Below are 21,712 nucleotides of genomic sequence, written 5' to 3'. Positions count from 1 at the left end.
ATCGGCCCCGCAGGTATCGTTAGTGAATCGTAAACCTCTGACGTGGGAAAATGCGGCTTCGCGCTGCCATCAAGGCGTGCGAGTCGCCGAGGTGCGTACACTGTTCGAGACGGTCTATTCTTTGTCCGGCGATGTGCCGCTGGTCGAGGCTGCGGACGAAGAGGCTGATCCGTCGGTCCTTCAGCCGGGCGCGATCGTTGCCGGCAGCATCCGTCAGGTCTGCCTGATCCGAAAGATCAGTGCCGGCGGTGCGATTCTCCACGCCGATATACCGGTAGAGGAGGGCAGGCGTCTCGAACTCGAGCTGGAGACGGGCGAACACCTCGACGGGCGGATCGTCTGGCAGCGGGGATCGGAGCTCGGTCTGCGCTTCGACGAAGCGATCGACGTGCTACCGATCCTGGCGCACAATCTCGTTAGCCAGCCGGGTGAGAGGCGGCGGATGCCGCGGGTCGAGGTCTCATGCCCGGCACGGCTCGAGATGGGACCGCGCAACCTGCTGGTGACGGTCCACGATATCTCTCAAGGCGGTGCGAAGATCGAAACCCCTTTCCCGCTCGAAGTCGATCGGGACATCGTCCTCTCGCCGGAGAGGCTTCAGCCGCTCACCGGCCGCACCGTTTGGGTCGATGGCTGCGTCGCGGGTGTCTCGTTCGAGCCCGAGCTCGACTGGCAGGCCCTGATGCCGTGGCTGCGCTCGCGTCGCGACGCACCGTTGTTGCCGCCGGCGGCTCCGGCCCCGCCAGAGCCCGAATCCACCCGAACCTCGCGTTCGGTCGACAGCGGCAGTGTCCAGATGAACCTCCCTGCCCGCGTTCGGGAGGGCACGCGCCGGTGGAGCATCGACGTTACCGCGCTCACCTCCCGCACGGTCGAGTTCGACTGTTTCGCGGCTCTGCGTCTCGGATCGCTGCTGTGGATCGTGCTGCCGGGTCTGGAAGGCTGGCCGGCGCGGATCGTCGGTATCGACGGTTATCGCTTCACCTGCGAATTTACCCAGCCGCTCCATCCGGCGGTGCTGGAGCGGATCCTCGCACAGTCGGTACCGGCCTGAATCGGGCGTCGCCCGTTGGGCATCAGTCGAACATTGGACGTTCAGAGACCGGCTTCGCGCCGATCCACGCCCAGGCAGCGGCTTCGTCCTCGGCCTCGAAATGGCGAATCTCGACCCGGAGCAGAGGCGCGAGCGCGTACAGGGTCGTCCTGATCCACACCGGGCCGCCGACGATCGCATAACGGTCCAGATGTTCGAGGAAGCTGCGCTTCATCGCGAAGAAGTCACCCGAAACGAGGCCGCTCGAGTCCAATCCTCCTAGCCGGCGGATTCGGCCGAGCATGCGAACCTTATCAAGTCCCTCGGCCGCGCGAAGGAAATGGGCGGTAATGGCCTCCATCTCGGTTCTGTCGATATGCCCATCGATCTCGAAGGCCAGAGCATCCGGGCGGTCCGTGTCGATTACCTTGAGGGCGGGGGCGTGGGGATGTTTCAACTCGCCCTGCACCCAGGCCCACGCGCGATCCCGTTCGGCGGGCTCAAAAGTTTCGTAGGCTACGTGCGGCAGCAGCGCGCTTTCCAGCTTGGCTGCCCATCGGATCCACCCTTGATCGGCGACTACCGCGACCCGGCCAACTCGGTCGAGGTTGCGGAACCACGTGGCGCTGCGCTTCATCAGATCGCCGAGCCCCTCCATCTCGAGTCCGCCGAAATCGACGATCTCGACAAAGAAGTGGGTCCGCTCGTGTTGCGCAAGGGCCGCCTCCAGCCGGTCCATGAAGCCTTCGATCTCGGGTCGCGTAAGGCTGCCGCCGCAGCGCACGGCGATCACGGCGGGAGTCGAGGGCAAATATTCCAGCATCGCACCCCCTCAACGAGGAAGGCCGACCGCCGTTGCATAATGCACTGTCGCAGCCGCAGCAGGGATCGATTCGGCGCGTATCGAGTCGGGGCCGCTTCGTTTCAACCGGCCTGCGCTCATTCGCCCTATCTGTCTTCCCGCTTCTTCGCGCCGCGCGAGCGATTCGCGTAGAGCAGTGCCGCGACAAGGGCGGCCGATCCGACCCCGATCGCAGCTCCGGTGACGATCTGCCGGCCGCGCTTGGCCTCGGCGCTTTTCTCGGCGTCTATCTGCTCGGCAGCCGGCTTTTCCGCCTTGGGCTTTCGGGTGTCCGCTTCGTCGGCGGCATCCTTCTTGCCAGCCGCACCGCCGACCGGCGCATCTTCGGGGTAGGTGGGTTCGGCGGCCATGAATCCTCGCTCGTTACTTATGGGTTGACCAGTCTTTATCGAATCCCGGCAGCGAAGTGAAATATCGACAGCCCGCGGATCGGCCGCCTATTGGCGCGCGGCCGCAGGGGCCTGGTCGACCCTCTCGAGAGCTGCCAGCATGGCGGACCCGAGCGACTGGCTATCGTAAGGCTTGCGCAGTATCTCGAACTGGGCTCCGGCCCCGTCGATCACTTCGTCGCTATAGCCGGTAGCCAGGACGACCGGCAGATCGGCCATCTTCTTGCGCACGGCCAGTGCGAGCTCGACTCCGCTCATTCCTGGCATGACCACGTCGCTGAACAGCAGGTCGTAGTCCCTATTCTGCTCGACAAGGGAGAGAGCGCGTTCCGCCGAGTCGACCGCGGTCACGCGGCATTCGAGTTCCCCAAGGAGCTGCTCGGCGAAAGCCAGGACATGCGCATTGTCCTCGACAAGCAGGACTTTCAGGCCGGACTGAAGCCTCGGGCTTGCGTCACCGAGGCGGGCGGTCGCCGGCGCCTTGCCGGATCTGGGCAGGATGATGCGGACGGCCGTTCCTTCACCCAGCCGAGACGATATTTCGGCACGGCCTCCCGACTGGGCAGCGAAGCCGTGGATCTGCGACAGGCCCAGTCCGGTCCCCTTGCCAACTGGCTTGGTCGTGAAGAATGGCTCGAAGACCCGGCTCAGCACCTCCTCGTTCATTCCTTCGCCGGTGTCGGCGACCGTGATGCAGATCGAGTCGCCCTCGTCTGACGGGCTGTTGGCCGTCGAAAGCGTGAGTCGGCCGCCCTGCGGCATCGCATCTCGCGCGTTGAAGGCGGCGTTGAGCAATGCCGTCTCCAGCTCGGCCGGATCGACCTCCGCCGGCCACAGATCCGGATCGAGATCCAGCACGACTTCGATATGGCTGTCGAGCGTCCGCGACAACACTTCTCCGATCGCGTCCAGACGGATGTTGACGTCCATCACCTGCGGCTTCAGCGCCTGACGCCGGCTGAACGCCAGCAAGTGGCTGGTCAGCGTGGCGGCGCGCTCTGAAGTTTCGATGATGGCGTCGAGATATCGCGCGCTCTTCTCCTCGCTCAGGCCGCCGCGACGGAGCAGATCCGCCGATCCGCGAATGACCGTCATGAGATTGTTGAAGTCGTGCGCAATTCCGCCGGTAAGCTCGCCAAGCGCCTGCAGCTTCTGCGACTGCGCCAGCGCCGCGCGGGCTTCCTCCAGCGCCTGCTGTGCTAGGCGGCGGTCGGTCATGTCGCGCGTAACCTTGGCAAAGCCGACGAACCGACCGTCATCGTCGTAGATCGGGTCGATCAGGACGCTGGCCCAGAAGCGAGTGCCGTCCTTGCGGACCCGCCACGCCTCATTCTCGTACTTGCCATGCTTGAGGGCTGTTTCGAGTGCGCGTTGCGGCTCGCCGCGGGCGCGATCCTCGGGTGTGTAGAAGCGGGAGAAATGCTGACCGACGATCTCGTCCGCCGAATAGCCCTTGATCGTCGCGGCGCCGGTATTCCAGTTGGTGATGAGGCCGTTCTCGTCCAGCATGTAGATCGCGTAATCGCGGACCCCCTGGACGAGCATTCTGAACTTCTGCTCGGTCTCGAACAGTGCCTGCTCGGCGTCGCGCTTGGCCGTGATGTCCCGGGTGATCTTGGCAAAGCCGACCAGTTTCCCGTCGGTGTTGCGGACCGGATCGATAACGACGCTTGCCCAGAATCGCGTTCCGTCCTTTCGGACGCGCCAGCCCTCCGTCTCGAACTTACCCTCTTCGGCCGCGATGCGCAGAGCCCGCGCCGGCAGTCCCGAACTTCGGTCCTCCTCGGTAAAGAAACGCGAGAAATGCTGGCCGATTATCTCTTCTGCCTCATAGCCCTTGAAACGGCGGGCACCCGCATTCCAAGTCGCAATCCGACCGTCCGTGTCCAGCATGTAAAGGGCGTAGTCGACGACCGAATTTACGAGGAGCTCGAAACGCTGATCTACTTCGTACAGATCGAGGCTGGCAGGTTCGGCCATTGTCATCCCAGCTGTTTTCCCGCCCGTGCAGGGCTTACGAAGGTCTGTACGAAGCCGCAAGCCCGCCTATGAGACTCCACTTCGCCGCTGCTCGAGGGGGGCGCTATTGTCACGCGCCCCTGCTAGAATGCCTGCCATGACCGAATCTGGTTTCATCCTGTTCGATACGGCCATCGGCCGGTGTGGCCTTGCCTGGTCCCCGGCTGGCTTGAAGGCGGTTCAACTGCCGGAGGCAAGCGATGGCAAAGGACTGGAGCGGCTCAAGCAGTTTCGCGACCTGGAGCCGGGCGAACCACCAGCCTGGGTTGCCCAGGCCGTCGCTTCGATCCGGGCGCATCTGGCCAGCGGCCGGGTCGATCTCTCGGGCATAGAGCTGGATTATTCCGCAGTCCCGCCTTTCGAGGCTTCCGTCTATCGTGAGGCGCGGCGCATTCCTGCGGGAAGCACGCTGAGCTATGGCGAGCTGGCCTCGAGGCTCGGCGATCGCAACCAGGCACGTGCTGTCGGACAGGCGCTGGGCCGCAACCCGTGGCCGATCGTGATTCCCTGTCATCGGGTGACGGCGTCGGCCGGCCGGACCGGCGGCTTCTCGGCACCCGGCGGTACGGCAACGAAGCTGAAACTGCTGGAGATCGAAGGTGCCCTTGCGGCGGAGACGCTGCCGCTCTTCCGGGCTCCGGTCTAGGCGACCACCTCCGACAAGCGCGGGGCTGCAGGGTCGAGCGGCGCTTGAAGCGCCTTCATGCGTGTATTACATGCATAATACAGATGGCCGATCACCGGCCCTGGAGGACGGAATGGATTTCCTGAGGAACGTACAGCCGCGCGACTGGATGATCGCGGCCGCCGCCTTCGTCATGGGGGCAATCATCTTCTGAGGCGCGCCGGCTCCGGGCGCGCGATCGTGCAAACGAATCCCGTCCGGTTGGGCGTGAAGCCTGACCCGCCGCCGGACGGCGGATTGCCGCCGCCCTCCGATTGAGGCATTCCGGGAGGGGAGGCGCACATGAATTTCGTGGTAATCGGCAAGGACAAAGGCGGGGGCAGCTTGCGGCTCGAGGAACGGGCGGCGCATCTCGACTACGTCGCCGGCTATCAGCACCTGATCGTCTATGCCGGGCCCTGGTCGAGGGCGATAGGATGATCGGCAGCCTGTTCGTCTTCGATGTCCCCGATCGGCAGGTGCTCGACGATTATCTGAGCGGCGACCCCTATTTCACCCGCCCGATCTTCGACTCGGTCGAAATTTACGAGAGTCGCTGCATGGTGCCCGAGCGCGAGCCGGGATTCCTCGCCGCCGAAGCCGATCGGGCGCGGGACGGCTGAGCGCCGTGCCGGTTTCGCCAGAATGACCCGCCGCCTTCGCCCGCTCGCTCCGCTCCAGGGCGATCAGCTCCGTGCCTCCAGCCCGCGTGAGCATGCGGCGCTGTCGGCCTCGGCCGGCACCGGCAAGACCCACGTTCTCACCGCGCGCGTGTTGCGGCTGCTGCTCGCCGGCGTCGATCCCGCCTCGATCCTCTGCCTCACCTTCACCAAGGCGGGCGCCGCCGAAATGGCCGAGCGAATCCACGCCCGGCTCGCACATTGGGTGAGGCTGAAGGATGCCGAGCTCGGCCGCGAGCTGCTTGCTCTCGACGAGGATCCGGGACCCGATATGCGGGCTCGGGCCCGGACCCTGTTTGCCGCGGTACTGGAGGCGACGGGCGGCGGCCTGCGCATCCAGACCATCCACGCCTTCGCGCAAAGCCTTCTCGCCGCCTTTCCCGCCGAGGCCGGGCTGATGCCCGGCTTCCGGCCGCTGGAGGGGCGCGAGGAGCAGTTGCTCGCCCGTTCCACGCTCGCCGACCTGCTCGTCGGGGCGGAGCGGCAGGGCGATCTGGGGCTGGTGCGCGACGTACAGGCGCTGAGCCTCAGATTGGGGGAGGGGGGCGCCGAGGCCTTCCTCATGGCCTGCGCAAGGGCGCCGGTGGCTTTGGAATCGCTCGGGCCTCGGGAAGGCATCGAGGCACGCCTGCGCCAGGCATTCGGTCTCCCGGTCGGCGATATCGAGGAGTCCATCGCGCGCTCGTGCGGCGACGCCCTGTTCGAGATGGACGCTCTGCGCCGCCTCGCCGGCGCCAACCGAGCCTGGGGAACTGCGACGGGCCTCAAGGCTTGCGACACGATCGCCGCCTGGCTGGCACGCGACGAAGCCGGGCGCGGCGAGACCCTGGCAGATCTTTCCGCAATCCTGCTCACCCGGGCCGGCGACCCGCGCAAGCCCCAGCCCGGCCTGCTCAAGGTGGCGCCGGACTATCAGGCGCTTGCCGAACGTTTGATCGCCTGCTGCCGGCGCCTCACGTCGATGCGCGCCGCCGCCGCGATGGTGGGGGGGCTTGCCGCCGGGCTTCGCGCCGGCCAGGCCTTCGCGCGCACTTATGGGGAGGCGAAGCGGGCCGCCGGCGTGGTCGACTTTGACGACCTCATCCGTCGGGCCGAGGCATTGCTGCTCACGTCCGGCATCAGCGAATGGGTGCGTTACAAGCTCGACCAACAGACCGACCACATCCTGGTCGACGAGGCGCAAGACACGAACGAGCGTCAGTGGAACATCGTCCGGGCCATCAGCCTCGAATATTTCGCCGGCGAAGGAGCCCGGTCCAGCCGGCGCAGCATCTTCACCGTCGGCGACTACAAGCAGGCGATCTTCGGCTTCCAAGGCACCGATCCGGAGAGCTTCGACCTCGCGCGGGCCTGGTTCGTCCGCGAAGCGAAAGCTGTGCAGCGCGATTTCCTCGATCTGTCGGTCGACCGAAGCTTTCGCTCCTCGCCGCAGATCCTGGCGGTCGTGGACCGGATACTCGCCGACCTCGGCCACCGGGCGCTCGGTCTTCCGCGCCCGCCCAATCCGCACGAGAGCCATCATGCCGGACGTGCCGGCTCCGTGACCTTGTGGCTGCCCTTTTCCGACGAAGCAGGCGACGAGGAGGAACTTGGGGAGGAAGGCTGGGTCAGCGATACGGTTCGCCGCTATGCGAGCCGCCTGGCGCAGCAGGTAAAGGCCTGGCTCGATCGACCCTTCCACCTTCATTGCCGCGGGCGCCCGGTGCGGCCCGAGGACATATTGATCCTGGTCCGGCGCCGGGGAGATCTGGCCTCCTTGCTCGTGGCCCGGCTCCATGCCGAGGGCGTCCCGGTGGCGGGTGTGGACCGCTTGCTCCTTTCCGCACCGCTCGCCGTCCAGGACCTGCTGGCCGCAGCGCGCTTCGCTGTCCAGCCGCTCGACGATCTCAATCTGGCTGCCTTGCTGGTTTCGCCGCTGTTCGGGTGGAGCCAGGACCAGCTTCACGCAGCAGCCGCCGGACGGACCGGGCCACTCTGGCCCCGGCTGCGCCAGGATCCGGCCACTCCACGCGAGACGCTCGCCGGTCTTCAGTCGATCCTCGCCATGGCCGATTTCGCGACGCCGCACGCCTTCTTCGAGACGCTGCTGTCGGGACCGCTCGATGGCCGCAGGCGGCTCCTCGAGCGGCTCGGAGTCGAGGCGCGCGACCCGATCGAGGAGCTGCTCTCGTCCGTGCTGGACTATGAAAGCACCGGCACGTCGTCGCTCCAAGCCTTCCTGGACTGGTTTGCGCGCGGCGATGTCGAGATCGTCCGCGACCCGTCCGGGCCGCAGGATGCCGTGCGTGTCATGACCGTCCACGGTTCCAAGGGGCTCCAGTCGCCGGTCGTCGTCCTTGCCGATGCGTGCGCCGATCCGGACCGCTCGCGCAACGGGCCGGGCGGCCGCTTCACGACTCTGTCGCTGGCCGAGGAGGGGCCGCCCATCCCGGTCTTCCGTCCGCGCAAGGACGAGCTCGTGGAGCCGCTCAAATCGCAGGTGGAGGCCCAGGATCGGCTCGATCGGGAGGAGCATTGGCGCCTGCTCTACGTCGCGCTGACCCGGGCCGAGGAAAGGCTCTACGTCGGCGGCACGCTCGGCGCGCGCGATCGGGAAGGGCCGCCGGCGGCGAGCTGGTTTCGCGCCGTCGAGAATGCGCTCGTCGGCTTGGGCTGCGACTGGGATCTTGGCGCCCGCTGGACGCGAGAAATGCGTTTCGGCCTCGTGGAAGGCGCCGGAATATCCGGCGCGGCGGCTCCGGCCGACAATGTGGTCCTTCCTTCATGGCTCATTCGGCCGGCGCCGGCCGAGGAGCGCCCGCCGCGTCCATTGGCACCTTCCGCTCCCGGCGATGACGATGTTCCTTATCCTCCGCCCAGACCGGATCAACGCGACGCAGCCCGCCGCGGCCGGCTGCTCCATGCCTTGTTCGAGCGGCTGCCCGTTACCGAGCCGGCCCGGCGCCGGGAACTCGCCGATCGCTGGCTGGAGCATTCCGCCGGCGTCGCCGAGCCGGACCTGCGGCGGGCGCTCGTCGAAGATGCTTGCCTGATCGTCGAGGATCCCCGTTTTGCCGCCTTGTTCGGTCCCGGCGCGCTCGCCGAAGCCCCTCTGGCCGCGGTGATCGCGAGCGGCATCGTGGTTTCCGGAACGGTGGACCGGCTGCTCGTCGACGACGATCGGATCATGGTGGCCGACTTCAAGACGGGCCGGAGCGTTCCGGACGGGCCGGAACAGATCCCCGCTGCGCACCTGCGCCAGATGTCGGCCTATCGAGAAGCGCTGCGGGTCATCTTCCCCGGCCGGAGAGTGGAGGCCGCCTTGCTCTACACCGCTGGGCCGGCGCTGCACCTGCTGCCCGACGCCCTGCTCGATGCGCACCGGCCGACCGGCGCCTGACGCGCGGGGGCGATGACTGTGATCGGCTTTTCCACGCAACCCGGAGGTTGAGCGTCCGACCGGCGCGCCCTACATCGCCCTAGACACTTTCAGCGGAGCAGCTCATGGCCACCAAGTCCGTCACCGACGCCTCCTTTCAGCAGGAGGTTCTCAGCGCTTCCCAGCCGGTCCTGGTCGACTTCTGGGCGGAATGGTGCGGCCCGTGCCGGATGATTGCTCCGGCACTGGAGGAGCTGAGCGACGAACTCGGCGAGAGAGTCTCCATCGTCAAGCTCAACATCGACGAGAATCCCGATGCCCCGACCAAATATGGCGTGCGAGGCATTCCGACGATGATCCTGTTCAAGAACGGCCAGCCTGCCGCGACCAAGGTGGGCGCGGAGCCGAAGAGCCGCATTCAGGGCTGGCTTGAAGAGCAGCTCTGAGGCCTGACGCTTCGCGGGGTCTTCCTAACCTGGCGGGTCCGTTCCCTCCAATCCCCTGGTATCCGGGCGAAAACGCTCGTGGCGCGGGCGGTCGTCCTTCGTCTCGAACCAGGCGATGCGGCTGGCATGGAATATGTGGAAACCGGGCGGCACGGCATCTGGATCGTCCAAAGTCGCAATGCTGAAGTCCACCGTCTCGGGCTGATGGTCGACGCGCATGAGGATCGGCGTGCCGCATGCACCGCAGAAAAGGCGGCGGCCGAAGTCGCTCGACTTGAAGGTCCTGACCTGATCCTCTCCGGTCACGAATGCGAAGTCGCCGATCGGAACGCTGGCGAAAGCCATTGCGGGCGCGCCCGAATTGAGTTGGCAGATGCGGCAGTGGCACCAGCCGGCGTCGAACGGGTCGCTCTTCAGTTCGTAGCGCACGGCGCCGCAAGCGCAGCCGCCGCAACCCTGCCTGTCCATGGCCGAGCCCTAGGCCGGCCGGGCGGAATATTCAACGCGCCGGGGCGGGGGGCATGGACCTGCGCGGCTGCGCTCACTATGTCCCACTGACCATGGAATTGCTGCTCATCCTCTCCGCTATGCTGAGCGCCGTCACCGGCGCTTTTTCGGCGAGCGGGCCCGAGGGGCGGATTCATGGAGCCGAAACGACGGTGGGCGCGCATCTCGCCGCCGCCGTCGTCGAGGAGCGGGCAGCGCCGACAGCCGTGTACGTTCCGGAGAATGCGGCGCCGGGGAACGATCTTCCTCCGCTCCCCGACTTCGCGCTCGCGGACGCAATTCCCCTCTATGCGGACCGGCTGATCGAGTGAGGCACTGGCTGGCCGGGATCCGGTCGGCCGCCCGCACGCCCGTTTCACGGCTCCGGCTCCTGGCCGGCGCTCCCATTTAAGATCAGGAATCCAACATGTTCGGCGGATTTGCCAAAACCATCTTCGGATCGTCCAACGATCGCTACGTCCGTTCGCTCAGGAAGATCGTCGAGCAGATCAACGGGCTCGAGGCGACCATCTCGGCAATGACCGACGACGAGCTCAGGAACCAGACCGCGATCTTCAAGAATCGGCTTGAGAACGGGGCGAGCCTGGACGACATCCTCCCCGAAGCCTTCGCCACGGTGCGCGAGGCGGCGGTGCGCACCCTCGGGCAACGCCATTATGACGTGCAGCTCATCGGCGGCATCGTCCTCCATCGCGGCGAGATCGCGGAGATGCGAACCGGCGAGGGCAAGACGCTTGTCGCAACCCTCGCGGTCTATTTGAACGCTCTGGGCGGCAAGGGCGTCCATGTCGTCACCGTCAACGATTATCTCGCCCGTCGCGATGCCGATTGGATGGGCCAGGTCTATCGCTTCCTCGGTCTCAGCGTCGGGGTCATCATTCCCAACCTGGCCGATGCGCAGCGCCGTGCCGCCTATCATTCCGACATCACCTACGGCACGAACAACGAGTTCGGCTTCGACTATCTGCGCGACAACATGAAGTATGACCGCGGCCACATGGTGCAGCGGCCTTTCAACTTCGCCATCGTCGACGAGGTGGACTCGATCCTGATCGACGAGGCCCGCACGCCACTGATCATCTCGGGTCCGACTGACGACAAGTCCGAGCTCTATCTCGCCCTCGACCGGATCGTGAAGGAGATCTCTCCCGACGATTACGAGTATGACGAGAAGGACAAGCGCGTCCTCCTCACCGAGGATGGGACGGAGCGGATGGAGCGCCTTCTCGAGGCGGAAGGGCTGCTCTTCGGTTCGAACCTCTACGATTACGAGAATACGCAGGTGGTTCACCACCTCAACCAGGCGCTGAGGGCGAACGTCGCCTATCGCGCGGACATCGATTACATCGTCAAGGAGGGGAAGGTGATCATCATCGACCCCTTCACGGGACGCATGATGGAAGGCCGGCGCTGGTCAGAAGGTCTGCACCAGGCCGTGGAGGCAAAAGAAGGCGTCGATATCGAGCCGGAGAACCAGACCCTCGCCTCGATCACCTTCCAGAACTACTTCCGCATGTATCCGAAGCTTTCGGGCATGACCGGAACGGCGGCCACCGAGGCGGCCGAATTCTTCGACATCTACAAGATGAACGTGGTCACGATTCCGACCCACAAGCCGGTGAGCCGCATCGACGAGGATGACGAGTTCTACAAGAACCAGGAGGACAAGTTCGCCGCGATCGTGAAGGGAATCGAGGAGAAGCAGGCGATCGGGCAGCCGGTCCTGGTCGGCACCGTGTCCATCGAGAAATCGGAGCTCCTTTCCGAATATCTCAAGCGCTCGAAGGTCAGGCACGAGGTGCTGAACGCCCGCTATCACGAGCAGGAGGCCCATATCGTGGCTCAGGCGGGCCGGCTCGGCGCCGTCACCATCGCCACCAACATGGCGGGCCGGGGCACCGACATCCAGCTTGGCGGCAATGCCGAATTCCGCATTCAGGACGAACTTGGAGGAATGGAGGAAGGTCCTGAGAAGGACGCCGCGATCGAGCGAATCCGCCACGAGGTCGCCGAAGAGCGGGAGAAGGTGATCGCCGCCGGCGGCCTTTTCGTCCTAGGCACCGAACGCCACGAGAGCCGGCGCATCGACAACCAGCTGCGCGGCCGCTCGGGCCGCCAGGGCGACCCTGGGCTGTCGCGCTTCTACCTCAGCCTCGACGACGACCTGCTGCGCATCTTCGGACCGCAGACCATGTTCTCGCGGCTCATGAACAAGAATCTCGCCGACGGCGAGGCGATCATCAGCCCGTGGATCTCCAAGGCGATCGAAACGGCCCAGAAGAAGGTCGAGGCGCGCAACTACGACGTCCGCAAGCAGGTCGTCGAATATGATGACGTGATGAACGACCAGCGCAAGGTCATATACGAGCAGCGCGCCGACATCATGGATGCCGAGACGGTCGGCGACGTCGTAGAGGACATGCGGACGGAAACGGTGAACGCCCTGGTGGGGGAGGCGATCCCGCCCAATTCCTATCCCGAGCAGTGGGACATTCCGCTTCTCAAGGAGCGGGTCGAGGCGGTTTTCGGCCTGTCCCCGCCATTCGACGACTGGGTCAAGGAGGAAGCGGTCGATCCGGAGATGTTCGTCGAGCGGCTCCAGACGCTGGCCGACGAGCAGATCGCGGAGAAGGTCACCCAGGTCTCGCAGGAAGAGTGGATCCAGATCGAAAAGAGCATCCTGCTCCAGTCGCTCGACCATCACTGGAAGGAGCATCTGTCGATGCTCGATGCTCTGCGCCAGGTCGTGCATCTGCGCGCTTATGCGCAGAAGAAGCCGATCGACGAATACAAACGGGAGGCGTTCGTGATGTTCGAGCGGATGCTCGGCGCGATCCGTGAGGACGTGACCGGGACGCTCGCCCGGGCACGCTTCGCGATGCCCGACGAGCTTCCGCCGATGCCGGACTTCGTCACGCAGCACATCGATCCGTTCACCGGTGACGACGACACCGCGGACGTCGACGCCGCGACAGGGACCATCCTATCGCGCCTCCCGCCGTTGCTCACCGGCGAGATGCCGGCCACGGCGACCTCTCAGGACGAGGTGCCGCCGCCGGCGAGCCGCAATGCGCCCTGTCCGTGCGGTTCCGGTCGAAAGTACAAGCACTGCCACGGCGCGGTGGCCTGAGCGCCTCGCCGATGGCGAGGGGAAGGAAGAATGAGAAACGGCGCCGCTCCCATGGAGAGCGGCGCCGTTTTCTTGCGTGAGATCCGAGCGGATCAGGCCATCTTGAGGCCTTCCTTGTTCATTCTCGCGCTGAGCTTCGCGTTCTGGTCCTCGGACAGCGCATTGCGGAACTTGGGGAAGACCTCTTCCTCCTCCATGCGCATATGCTCTTGAATCATCGAGCGGAAATCGCGAACCCGCGCCAGCCAGTCGGGGCTGTCCTTTGGCATCGTTTCGAGTTCATATAGGTAGGTCTTCACATAGCCATGTTCGGCATTGAGCGCGTCGGCATCGTGCGCGCTATTGGCTTCTCGCAATGCCGGATAGATGACGTTCTCCTCCTCGACCGCATGCTTGTCGAGCGCATATTTCAGCTTCATCAGCAGATGCGTGCGCGCGCTGGTTTGCTCGTCGCTGGTCGCCTCGATCTTGTCGAAGATGGCGAGCACCATCTGATGCTCGGTCTTGAGCGCGTCGATCCAGTCGTGGCCGCCCATTCCCTGAACGAGGAACTTGCGGCCGTAATTGGCCGCCAGCCCAACCGCCGCTCCGGCCACGGCGGCCGCCGCTAGCGCGCCAGTCTGGCCGCCGCCCCAATGGAAGGCGGAGCGGTTCGCGCCGTTCGCTTCGCCGCCGGTCTGCTTCTGATTTGTCCTGGAACGTCCCTTGGTCGTGGCCATCCTTTGCCTCCTTCAACGTTTCGCTCCCAAACCGTTCGGAGGCTTCAAATGTTCCAGCGGCACAACCTGTTTCGGCTCCGGCAAGCGATTGAAAAAGAAACTGTTTCTCTGACGCAACAAATGGCTGCGCCCAGCCGTGCGGGCGCTGCGTCCGATGACTGAAAAGCTGCGGGCCGACGCACCCCTTTCGCGCGTTCGGGGTCGATCGGAATTCCAACACAGGGAGAGAGGATCGTGAAAGCGCTCGTATGGCACGGCAAGGAAGACATACGCCATGAGACCGTTCCCGATCCCGAGATCGAGGATGATCGCGACGCGATCATAAAGGTGACGAGTTGCGCGATCTGCGGTTCCGATCTCCATCTCTTTCATAATCTCATCCCGGCGATGATGCCCGGCGACATCGTGGGCCACGAGATGATGGGCGAGGTGGTGGAGGTCGGTCGCGGCGTCAGCAAGCTCAGCAAGGGCGACAGGATCGTCATCCCGTTCACCATCAACTGCGACGAATGCGACCAATGCCGCCGCGGCAATTTCTCGCTGTGCGAGCGGTCGAACCGCAACAAGGAAATGGCCGACAAGCTATACGGCCACGCGCCCGCCGGCCTGTTCGGCTATACTCACCTGACCGGCGGCTATCCGGGCGGACAGGCCGAATATCTGCGAGTCCCCTTCGCCGACGGCACCCACATCAAGGTGCCCGACAGCCTGACCGACGAGCAGGTGCTCTTCCTCGGCGACATCTTCCCCACCGGCTGGCAAGCCGCGGTCCAGTGCGAGATCGAGCGCAGCGACACGGTTGCCGTGTGGGGGGCGGGTCCGGTCGGCCAGATGGCGGTGCGCAGCGCGATCATCCTCGGCGCGCGCCAGGTCGTCGTCATCGACCGGCTGCAGGAGCGGCTGAGCATGGCCGCGGCCGCCGGTGCGGAGACGATCAACTTCGAGGAGGAGAGCGTGGTCGAGCGGCTCGACGCGTTGACCGGCGGCAAGGGGCCCGACAAGTGCATCGACGCGGTCGGACTCGAGGCGCACGCCGCCTCGCATATCGACTCGGTAATGGATCGAATGAAGCAGATGACGATGACCGCGAACGACCGCGCTCACGTCCTGCGCGAGATGATCTACGTCTGCCGCGGTGGCGGCACCCTCTCCATTCCGGGCGTCTATAGCGGCCTCATCGACAAGGTGCCGTTCGGCATCGCCATGAACAAGGGCCTGACCTTCCGCATGGGACAGACCCACGTCCGGCGCTGGACGGACGATCTCACGCGCCGCATCGAGGAGGGCGAGATCGACCCCTCCTTCGTCATCACCCACAGCGCGCCGCTCGAGGAGGGACCCGGCTTGTATCGGACCTTCCGGAACAAGCAGGACAGCTGCGTCAAGGTGGTGCTGAAGCCATGAGCAACAGGGAGGAAGGCATGAATCCAGCGACTTTGTCCGGCGGACGCGCCGATCGGAGCATGACCTGGGGCATGCGCGGTGCGCGGATGATGGGTTGGGCGAGCTTCGGGCTTGCCGCCGCCTTTGTGTTGGCGCCTGAGCGGATCGCGCGGACCTTTGGTCTCGAAGGCAAGGAGAACCTCATCCGCGCCTTCGGTGCCCAGGAACTGCTCGCGGGTATGGGAAGCCTGTCGGTCGACGCCGCTCCGGCCATGTGGTCGCGCGCGGCGGGCGATGTCGTCCATATCGGCACCCTGGCCACTGCTCTTCGGAGCCCGGACGAGGGCCGAAGGCGTAATGTCGCCATCGGCCTCGCAGCATTGGTGGGATTCCTAGCCGTCGATACGGTGATCGCGGCGCGTCTCGGCTCCGAGCGGAGTCGGGCCAAAGGGGAGCAGCGCGATTATTCCGACCGGAGCGGCTTTCCCAAGAGTCGCAGCCCGGCGGCAGGCGGCCGCGGCGGGAGGCAGGAAGCGCGGGAAGGGGAGCCGGTTCCAGCCCAGTGACTTGGACCAGCGGTCAGGCTGATGGCCCGCTGTCACGCAGGCATTCGACGAGGATTTGTTCGAGAACGCGCCCGGCCTGCCCGTCCTCGTCGAGGCTCGGATTGTAGATCGTCACTTCGAGTCCGATCACCTTTCCGCTGGCGACCGCGATCCTCAGAATGCTGCACAACTCGTCGGACGTGAGGCCATCGGGCATCCGATAGTCCACGGCGGGCATGACGGCGTCGTCGAGGCAATCGGCGTCGAGATGAATGAAGAAGCCGTCGAGCTCCGAACGGGTGAGATGGGCCACCGCGGCCCTCGCCGCAGCGGCTGCCCCCATGCGGCGGACAGCCGGCAGGTCGAAGGCCTTCAGGGTGTCGGGGAGGGGCTGGCTGTCATATTGCGCCTGCTCCTCCATGTCGCGGAAGCCGAACGCGACGGCGTCCTCCTCGCGAACGAGCGGTGCAAGCCCTTCGAGGTCCGTCAGCAGGGCGGGGCCATTCCCGGTCGCGAAGGCCAATTCCATCGAAGCCGCTTCGCCATTGGGGTTGGCCTCCGGCTGATAGAAGTCGGCATGGCCGTCGATGAACAACAGCCCATAGCGGCCGCGCCGGCGCAAGGCCAAGGCGGAGCCGAGCAGAATCGAGCAGTCGCCGCCAAGGACCAGTGGAAACTCGTTGCGTTCGAGTACATCCTCGATCGCGTCGGCAAGTTGCGGCGACCATCGGGCGATCGCCCTCGGGTTGAGGGTGAGCGTCTCCGCATCGATCTCCGGGTCATAAGGCGGCGTGCCGAGCCGCGCCGCCAGTCGCGCGTCGAGCTTGCGGGCAAGGCCGTGCCGCAGCAGCGCCTGCGGCAAATGCTCTACTCCGCTGGGCCTGAGGCCGAGAATCGACGGGGCCTCCACGATCGCAAAGCTGCGCTGATGCACGACGCTCTCTCCTCGCCGTCAGGAAAGCGGCGGCAGGCCCGGCGGTTCCCGTCATCGCGGTCGCGAGGCGATCAGGCGTGACGCGGGCGAGACGGCGCCGAGCCGCTCAGTCGCCCACCAGCGCACCTGACGACCGTTCACTGTCGGCTGTCAGGTATTCGCCCAAGGCATCGAGCATACTTTCCCAGCCGGAACGATGGCCCGCGACATCGTCCCGGCCGTCGAAGTAGAGGCCGTGCTCCATGAGCCGCATGCGCGTCCCGCCACCCACTTCTTCGAACGCTACGGCGAGCGTGCCAGCGAAATTGACCCGGCCGTTGCAACTGAGCGAGGTGGTACAGACAATTCGTTTGCTGGGTTCGATTGCGAGATATCGAACTTCGTTGATGTACTGCTGACCACCGACGGGACCGAAGCGGCAAACGTCGGAGTGCCCAACGGCGAAGCGGAACTGGTCGAACGTCATTTCCCATCCCTCGCCTGGATCACCCCAGGTAAGTTGGGCCTGTTCACGTGCCCAGGCCGCAAATACGGTCTCGACGGGCAGGGCGAAATGTCTCGTCAGATCGACGGTTCCCTCTACGATGCTCATGCTGCCATCCTTTCGCTTTCGAGAGTTCGTCCGAAAGATGACGTGAGCCGCTTGCGAGGCGTAGAGTTCAACTCGACGATTTCGGGGCATTTATGCCAAAGGGTGAAGATGCCGGGACGACCGACCTCTACCTTACCGCTTCGTGTGTCGATCTTAAGCTTGCCGGAAAGCGGAACGATGGCGGCCTTTGGCCTGCACGAAGTACTGGGGGACACGGGGAGGAATGGCCAGGCATCGTCGCGCCCGATTCACCCGTCTCTGGTCTCCCGCCATGGCGAAGCGTACCGGTCGAGCAACGGGCTGCGTGTCACGCCGGACCAGGATCTGAGCGGAGACTGCGCCGATGTGGTCATCGTCTGCGATGTCCATCTGAACCGAAACGATTCGCCGGAGGGACGTTGGCCTGAGGAAATCGAATGGGTACGCCGCCACGTCGATCATGGTTCCCTGGTATGCTCGACCTGTAGTGGGTCCGTGCTACTGGCCGAAGCTGGCTTGTTGGACGGCGTCGAAGCGGCATCACATTGGTCCATGGCCGACCTTTTTCGCGACCGCTACCCGAGTATCAAGTTTCGACCTGAGCGGATACTATGCGACAGTGGACGCGCCGGCCAGCTGATTACGACCGGCGGCGCGTCTTCTTGGCAGGACTTGGCCCTGTATCTGATCGGCCGTTTCTGTGGCGAGGAAGAGGCGGTCCGGGTCGCGCGCCTGTTCCTGCTCGGCGACCGTGGCTATGGACAATTGCCGTTCGCGTCGATGGCGCGGCCGCGCCAACACAGCGACGCCGTCATATCGAGAATTCAGGCGTGGCTGGTGGACAATTATTCCACACCGAATCCCGTCTCCGTCATGGTTGATCGGTCCGGCCTGTCAGAGCGCAGCTTCAAGCGTCGCTTCTCGGCGGCCACGGGATATACGCCGGTCGAGTATGTGCAGGCCCTCAGGATCGAAGAGGCCAAACAGATGCTCGAAAGCGAGGACACAGCCATCGAGGAGGTGTCCGTCGCGGTGGGCTACCAAGATCCGACCTTCTTCAGGCGGCTGTTCAAGCGCCGCGCCGGCGTGACCCCGGCGCAATACCGTCAGCGCAACCGAATTCGCGGTCTGCTGAAGTAAGGACCGAATGGCTTCGAACCCGGCTTTTCCATCCCTGAGGCCTTCGGGCAGAATTGGTCCCCCGTGGCGCATTAGGCAGCGCGCCTGCATCCGATGGGGTCAGCCATGAGAGCGGATCGTTGCTCGGGGAAAACCGCGTGTTGGCGCGTCGAACCGCGTCCTGGCCTGCAAAAGGAGAGTGGCTCCCCGGGACGGATTCGAACCATCGACCAACCGGTTAACAGCCGGTTGCTCTACCGCTGAGCTACCGGGGAGCAGCCTCGTGCCAAGGCAGGGCGGGCCTATAGCAGCCCTGTCGCACCATGCAAGCGCTGCAGCGTCTACGCGCAGCTTCCGACTTTTGCGGGAGTCGCTTCAAACCGTGAACTGCTCCGCGGCTATCCGGTCGTCGAGCGAATGCTCGGGATCGAACAGCAAGGTCAGCGTGTCGGTTCGGTCGACGCAGACCTCTACCGTGGCCACGTCGCGCACCTCATGCTGGTCCGCCACGGCCGAGACCGGCCGCTTGACGGCATCTAGGACCCTGAAGCCGATGTTCAAGGAATCCGGGATCAGCGCGCCGCGCCAGCGTCGCGGCCGGAACGGGCTGATCGGCGTCAGGGCGACCAGCTTGGAGCTCAGCGGCAGGATCGGGCCCTGGGCGGACAGGTTGTAGGCGGTCGAACCGGCCGGCGTCGCCACCAGCACGCCGTCGCAGGTGAGTTCGGGAAGGACGACGCGATTGTTGACCGTCACCTCGATCTTGGCGGTCTGCCGGGTTTCCCTGAGCAGCGACACCTCGTTGATGGCGTGATGCTTGATGATCGCCCCTGACACGGTTTCGGCCGTCATTTCGAGCGGCGCGACGGTGAAGGCGCGGGCTCGCGCGACACGCTCGACCAACCCGTGCTCGCGCCACTCGTTCATGAGGAAGCCGACCGTGCCTCGGTTCATGCCGAAGACGGGACAGACCCGGCCGCGATTGAGCATGCGGTGAAGCGTGTAGAGCATGAACCCGTCGCCCCCCAATGCGACGATCAGGTCCGCCTCCTCGATCGGTACGAATTCGTAATGCGACCGAAGCAGCGCTTCGGCCTCCTGCCCGTTCGCGGTGGAGGAGGCGACAAGCGCCATCGGTCGGTTTGCCCATTCGCTCATGACCCATGCGTACGGCTCAGGGCATGAGGGCGTCAATGTACCAGGACGGGAAGCCGCAGCGAAGGCGATTGGCGTCGGCGTGCGGTTCGGGCAAGACCCGGATGATGGCCGCACCTTTGTTCATTCTCTCCTTCCGTCACCGCGACGAACTCACGCGCATCGGCGAAGGCGCCGGCTGGCAACCCATCGCGGCGCGCCGCGCCGACCATGCCGAGGCGCGCTTCGTCGCCTCGGGCGCCGCGGTGGCGGTCGTCGACGCGCGCGGCGCGCTGGAGGAGGGCCTCGAGGCGACGCGGGCAATCGCTGACGCCGCCGAGGCCAATGCCGCCGCCTTGCTCGTCCTGGTGTCGCGCAAGGATGCCGCCGCGCTCGAGGCGCTGCACCGGTTCGGCGCGACCCATTTCCTGGTCAGCCCCTTCACCGAGGCGCAATTGATCCACGCCTTCAAGTTCGCGCTGCGCCATGCCGAGCGGGTGGGCCGCAGCCCGTCGCGGCGTAGCGGCGGAGAGGGAAAAGGGGAGGGGGCAAGCTGGCGCTGGCAGCCCGGCTCGCGCACCGTGGAGCTCAGTCCGGCGCTGGCCCGGAAGGCGGGTCTGGGCGAGACCGAGGGCCGGCGCATCAGCCTTATGGAGCTGTTCCGCAAGCTCGATCCGGAGGGCCGACGGGCCGCTCGTGGTGCCGTCGCGCGCGTGATGAAGACTGGCGAAGCGACCGCCTTCGCCCATGCCGACCTGGAATCGGACGGGGTCCGGATGGCGCACCATGTCCGGGCACGGCCTCAAGGCGAGATCGTCGGCCAAGCCGAGACGATCGCGCCGGATGGGAGCCGAGGACCGGGCGGACGTGACTCGCTCACCGGCCTCGCCGACGGCCGCGCCGCGCGCGCCTGGCTCGGCCGGCAGCTCGCTTCGGGCGGGACCGGCACCCCGGTCGTCGTCCTCCTCCTCTCGGTCAGCCGCTACGACGCGATCAACGCGGCGTTCGGCCGGCCCGTTGGAGACGCGGTGCTGCAGGCGGCTGCGCGGCGAATCGAGCGCCACGCCGATCCGGACGGACGACGTATCCTCGTGGCGCGCATGGCCGGCGCCGAGTTTGCAGTGCTGCTCTCCGCGCCGGCGACCCTCGACGACGGGCGTTTCCTTGCCGGCGAGCTGGTGGAGGCCATCGGTCGGCCCTTCATGTCGGGCGACCATGTCATTACTTTGGGCAGCCGGGCCGGGGTCGCCGTCTCCCAGCCGGGGGACGATGACGCCGCGCTGTTGCGCCGGGCCAGCGTCGCGCTCGCCGAGGCGAAGGGCTCGGAAAGCGCACCGGTGCGGGTGCTCGAAGAGGGCGCGGAGAGCGAGACGGCGCGCGGCGAACGGCTCGAAGTCGACCTGCGCCGTGCCCTCGACCGCGACGAGATCCAGATACGGTTCCAGCCGCAAGTGGCGGTCGCCAGCGGCGAGATCGTCGGAGTCGAGGCACTGGCGCGCTGGAATCATCCCGCTTATGGCGAGATCGGCGCCTCGACCCTGTTCAGCGTCGCCGAGCGCTCCGATTACATCGTCCAGCTCTCCGACCATGTGCAGCGCCGGGCAATCGGCGCCGCGGCCGCCTGGCCCGATGCGCTCGCCCATCTGCGCCTCGCGGTGAACATCACGGCGGCCGACATCGTCCGACCGGGTTTCGCCCAAATATTCCTCGGCCTGGTCGAGGAAAGCGGTTTCGCCCCCGAGCGATTGACGGTCGAAGTGACCGAGAGCGGGCTGATCGAGGATCTGGCCGGGGCGGCGGCTTTGCTCGCGCAGCTGCGCGGCGGCGGCCTGAGGGTCGCGATCGACGATTTCGGCACGGGCTATTCCAGCCTGGCGTACCTGAAGGCGCTTCCGCTCGATTATCTCAAGATCGACAAGAGGTTGAGCCAGGATATTGCCGGATCTACGCGCGACCGAATCGTGGTCCGCAGCGTCATCGACATGGCCCGCTCGCTTGGCCTCGACGTCATCGCCGAAGGGGTCGAAACCGAGGAGCAACTCGCCTTGCTCGCCGCCGAAGGCTGCACTCTCTATCAGGGCTTCCTGTGCGCCCCGCCGCTGGACCGCGAGGCCCTTGCGACGCTCATCGAGAGCTAGCGCGGGGCGATGCCGAGCCCTCGGGCGGGGATGTTCGGCTCATGTCCGTGGGCATGACGCCATGGCGCCCCGTCCCTTCCA

General features: G+C 65.7%; 21 protein-coding genes and 1 tRNA gene. 13 read left to right on the top strand and 9 right to left on the bottom strand.

Annotation, left to right across the window (positions count from 1 at the left end; genetic code table 11):
- Window positions 1-22 precede the first annotated feature (22 nt).
- Window positions 23-1,054 carry a PilZ domain-containing protein gene (locus tag EKM57_RS10725; protein ID WP_165357343.1) on the top strand — a complete coding sequence of 344 codons (1,032 nt, stop codon included), beginning with the start codon at window positions 23-25 and terminating at the stop codon, window positions 1,052-1,054.
- A 22-nt stretch (window positions 1,055-1,076) separates the two neighbouring features.
- Here the strand turns inward: EKM57_RS10725 and EKM57_RS10720 are convergent, their stop codons facing one another.
- The 3 genes from EKM57_RS10720 to EKM57_RS10710 form a co-directional block, all read right to left on the bottom strand.
- Window positions 1,077-1,856 carry an STAS/SEC14 domain-containing protein gene (locus tag EKM57_RS10720; protein ID WP_129792498.1) on the bottom strand — a complete coding sequence of 260 codons (780 nt, stop codon included), beginning with the start codon at window positions 1,854-1,856 and terminating at the stop codon, window positions 1,077-1,079.
- A gap of 125 nt (window positions 1,857-1,981) precedes the next feature.
- A complete protein-coding gene (locus EKM57_RS10715) occupies window positions 1,982-2,245 on the bottom strand; it encodes a hypothetical protein (RefSeq protein ID WP_129792497.1) in 264 nt (87 codons plus the stop codon).
- 87 nt (window positions 2,246-2,332) lie between these two features.
- Complete coding sequence (locus tag EKM57_RS10710) at window positions 2,333-4,264, bottom strand: PAS domain-containing sensor histidine kinase (protein ID WP_129792496.1); 1,932 nt, start codon at window positions 4,262-4,264, stop codon at window positions 2,333-2,335.
- 136 nt (window positions 4,265-4,400) lie between these two features.
- On the opposite strand from EKM57_RS10710, the gene EKM57_RS10705 reads away from it, so the two are divergent.
- The 6 genes from EKM57_RS10705 (at window position 4,401) to trxA (ending at window position 9,451) form a co-directional block, all read left to right on the top strand.
- Window positions 4,401-4,949 carry a methylated-DNA--[protein]-cysteine S-methyltransferase gene (locus tag EKM57_RS10705; RefSeq protein WP_129792495.1) on the top strand — a complete coding sequence of 183 codons (549 nt, stop codon included), beginning with the start codon at window positions 4,401-4,403 and terminating at the stop codon, window positions 4,947-4,949.
- Window positions 4,950-5,019: 70 nt separating this feature from the next.
- Window positions 5,020-5,142, top strand: coding sequence for a hypothetical protein (locus tag EKM57_RS22670; RefSeq protein WP_256386881.1), 123 nt, complete (start codon window positions 5,020-5,022; stop codon window positions 5,140-5,142).
- A gap of 128 nt (window positions 5,143-5,270) precedes the next feature.
- Window positions 5,271-5,408, top strand: coding sequence for a hypothetical protein (locus EKM57_RS21850; RefSeq protein ID WP_165357341.1), 138 nt, complete (start codon window positions 5,271-5,273; stop codon window positions 5,406-5,408).
- A complete protein-coding gene (locus EKM57_RS10700) occupies window positions 5,405-5,590 on the top strand; it encodes a hypothetical protein (protein WP_129792494.1) in 186 nt (61 codons plus the stop codon). Before EKM57_RS21850 ends, EKM57_RS10700 begins: the two co-directional genes overlap by 4 nt.
- A gap of 22 nt (window positions 5,591-5,612) precedes the next feature.
- A complete protein-coding gene (gene addA, locus EKM57_RS10695; RefSeq protein ID WP_129792493.1) occupies window positions 5,613-9,026 on the top strand; it encodes a double-strand break repair helicase AddA in 3,414 nt (1,137 codons plus the stop codon).
- Window positions 9,027-9,130: 104 nt separating this feature from the next.
- Window positions 9,131-9,451 carry a thioredoxin gene (gene trxA / locus EKM57_RS10690; RefSeq protein ID WP_129792492.1) on the top strand — a complete coding sequence of 107 codons (321 nt, stop codon included), beginning with the start codon at window positions 9,131-9,133 and terminating at the stop codon, window positions 9,449-9,451.
- Window positions 9,452-9,475: 24 nt separating this feature from the next.
- Here trxA and EKM57_RS10685 read toward each other — a convergent pair whose 3' ends face one another.
- Window positions 9,476-9,919 (bottom strand): GFA family protein, encoded by a 444-nt coding sequence (locus EKM57_RS10685; RefSeq protein ID WP_129792491.1) that lies wholly within the window; start codon window positions 9,917-9,919, stop codon window positions 9,476-9,478.
- A gap of 53 nt (window positions 9,920-9,972) precedes the next feature.
- On the opposite strand from EKM57_RS10685, the gene EKM57_RS10680 reads away from it, so the two are divergent.
- Together EKM57_RS10680 and secA are read left to right on the top strand one after the other, a co-directional pair.
- Window positions 9,973-10,269 carry a hypothetical protein gene (locus tag EKM57_RS10680; protein ID WP_129792490.1) on the top strand — a complete coding sequence of 99 codons (297 nt, stop codon included), beginning with the start codon at window positions 9,973-9,975 and terminating at the stop codon, window positions 10,267-10,269.
- Window positions 10,270-10,364: 95 nt separating this feature from the next.
- Window positions 10,365-13,088, top strand: coding sequence for a preprotein translocase subunit SecA (gene secA, locus EKM57_RS10675; RefSeq protein WP_129792489.1), 2,724 nt, complete (start codon window positions 10,365-10,367; stop codon window positions 13,086-13,088).
- Window positions 13,089-13,180: 92 nt separating this feature from the next.
- On the opposite strand, the gene EKM57_RS10670 is transcribed toward secA, so the two are convergent.
- Window positions 13,181-13,807, bottom strand: a complete 627-nt coding sequence (locus tag EKM57_RS10670) for a hemerythrin domain-containing protein (RefSeq protein ID WP_129792488.1) — start codon at window positions 13,805-13,807, stop codon at window positions 13,181-13,183.
- A gap of 234 nt (window positions 13,808-14,041) precedes the next feature.
- Here EKM57_RS10670 and EKM57_RS10665 point away from each other — a divergent pair, with 234 nt between their 5' ends.
- Together EKM57_RS10665 and EKM57_RS10660 are read left to right on the top strand one after the other, a co-directional pair.
- Window positions 14,042-15,211, top strand: a complete 1,170-nt coding sequence (locus tag EKM57_RS10665) for a zinc-dependent alcohol dehydrogenase (RefSeq protein ID WP_129792487.1) — start codon at window positions 14,042-14,044, stop codon at window positions 15,209-15,211.
- 17 nt (window positions 15,212-15,228) lie between these two features.
- Window positions 15,229-15,756 carry a hypothetical protein gene (locus EKM57_RS10660; protein ID WP_129792486.1) on the top strand — a complete coding sequence of 176 codons (528 nt, stop codon included), beginning with the start codon at window positions 15,229-15,231 and terminating at the stop codon, window positions 15,754-15,756.
- Between the two features lie 13 nt (window positions 15,757-15,769).
- On the opposite strand, the gene EKM57_RS10655 is transcribed toward EKM57_RS10660, so the two are convergent.
- Window positions 15,770-16,669 (bottom strand): arginase family protein, encoded by a 900-nt coding sequence (locus EKM57_RS10655; protein WP_129792485.1) that lies wholly within the window; start codon window positions 16,667-16,669, stop codon window positions 15,770-15,772.
- A gap of 106 nt (window positions 16,670-16,775) precedes the next feature.
- Window positions 16,776-17,261 carry an SRPBCC domain-containing protein gene (locus EKM57_RS22790; RefSeq protein WP_129792484.1) on the bottom strand — a complete coding sequence of 162 codons (486 nt, stop codon included), beginning with the start codon at window positions 17,259-17,261 and terminating at the stop codon, window positions 16,776-16,778.
- Here EKM57_RS22790 and EKM57_RS10645 point away from each other — a divergent pair.
- The gene (locus EKM57_RS10645; protein WP_371414135.1) at window positions 17,223-18,380 is read left to right on the top strand and encodes a GlxA family transcriptional regulator; all 1,158 of its coding nucleotides are present in this window, start codon (window positions 17,223-17,225) and stop codon (window positions 18,378-18,380) included. The genes EKM57_RS22790 and EKM57_RS10645 overlap by 39 nt on opposite strands.
- A gap of 179 nt (window positions 18,381-18,559) precedes the next feature.
- Here the strand turns inward: EKM57_RS10645 and EKM57_RS10640 are convergent.
- Together EKM57_RS10640 and EKM57_RS10635 are read right to left on the bottom strand one after the other, a co-directional pair.
- Window positions 18,560-18,634 (bottom strand) — tRNA-Asn (locus tag EKM57_RS10640).
- Window positions 18,635-18,734: 100 nt separating this feature from the next.
- Complete coding sequence (locus tag EKM57_RS10635) at window positions 18,735-19,517, bottom strand: NAD kinase (RefSeq protein ID WP_129792482.1); 783 nt, start codon at window positions 19,515-19,517, stop codon at window positions 18,735-18,737.
- Window positions 19,518-19,621: 104 nt separating this feature from the next.
- Between EKM57_RS10635 and EKM57_RS10630 the strand changes: the two genes are divergently transcribed.
- Entirely contained in the window at window positions 19,622-21,631 is a 2,010-nt protein-coding gene (locus tag EKM57_RS10630; RefSeq protein WP_371414134.1) for a putative bifunctional diguanylate cyclase/phosphodiesterase, read from the top strand.
- Window positions 21,632-21,712: the final 81 nt, after the last annotated feature.

The sequence above is a fragment of the Sphingosinicella sp. CPCC 101087 genome (assembly GCF_004151485.1).
Lineage (GTDB): Bacteria > Pseudomonadota > Alphaproteobacteria > Sphingomonadales > Sphingomonadaceae > Allosphingosinicella.
The sequence above is the reverse complement of the archived record's forward strand: the minus strand, read 5'-3'. Positions and strand labels throughout refer to the sequence as shown.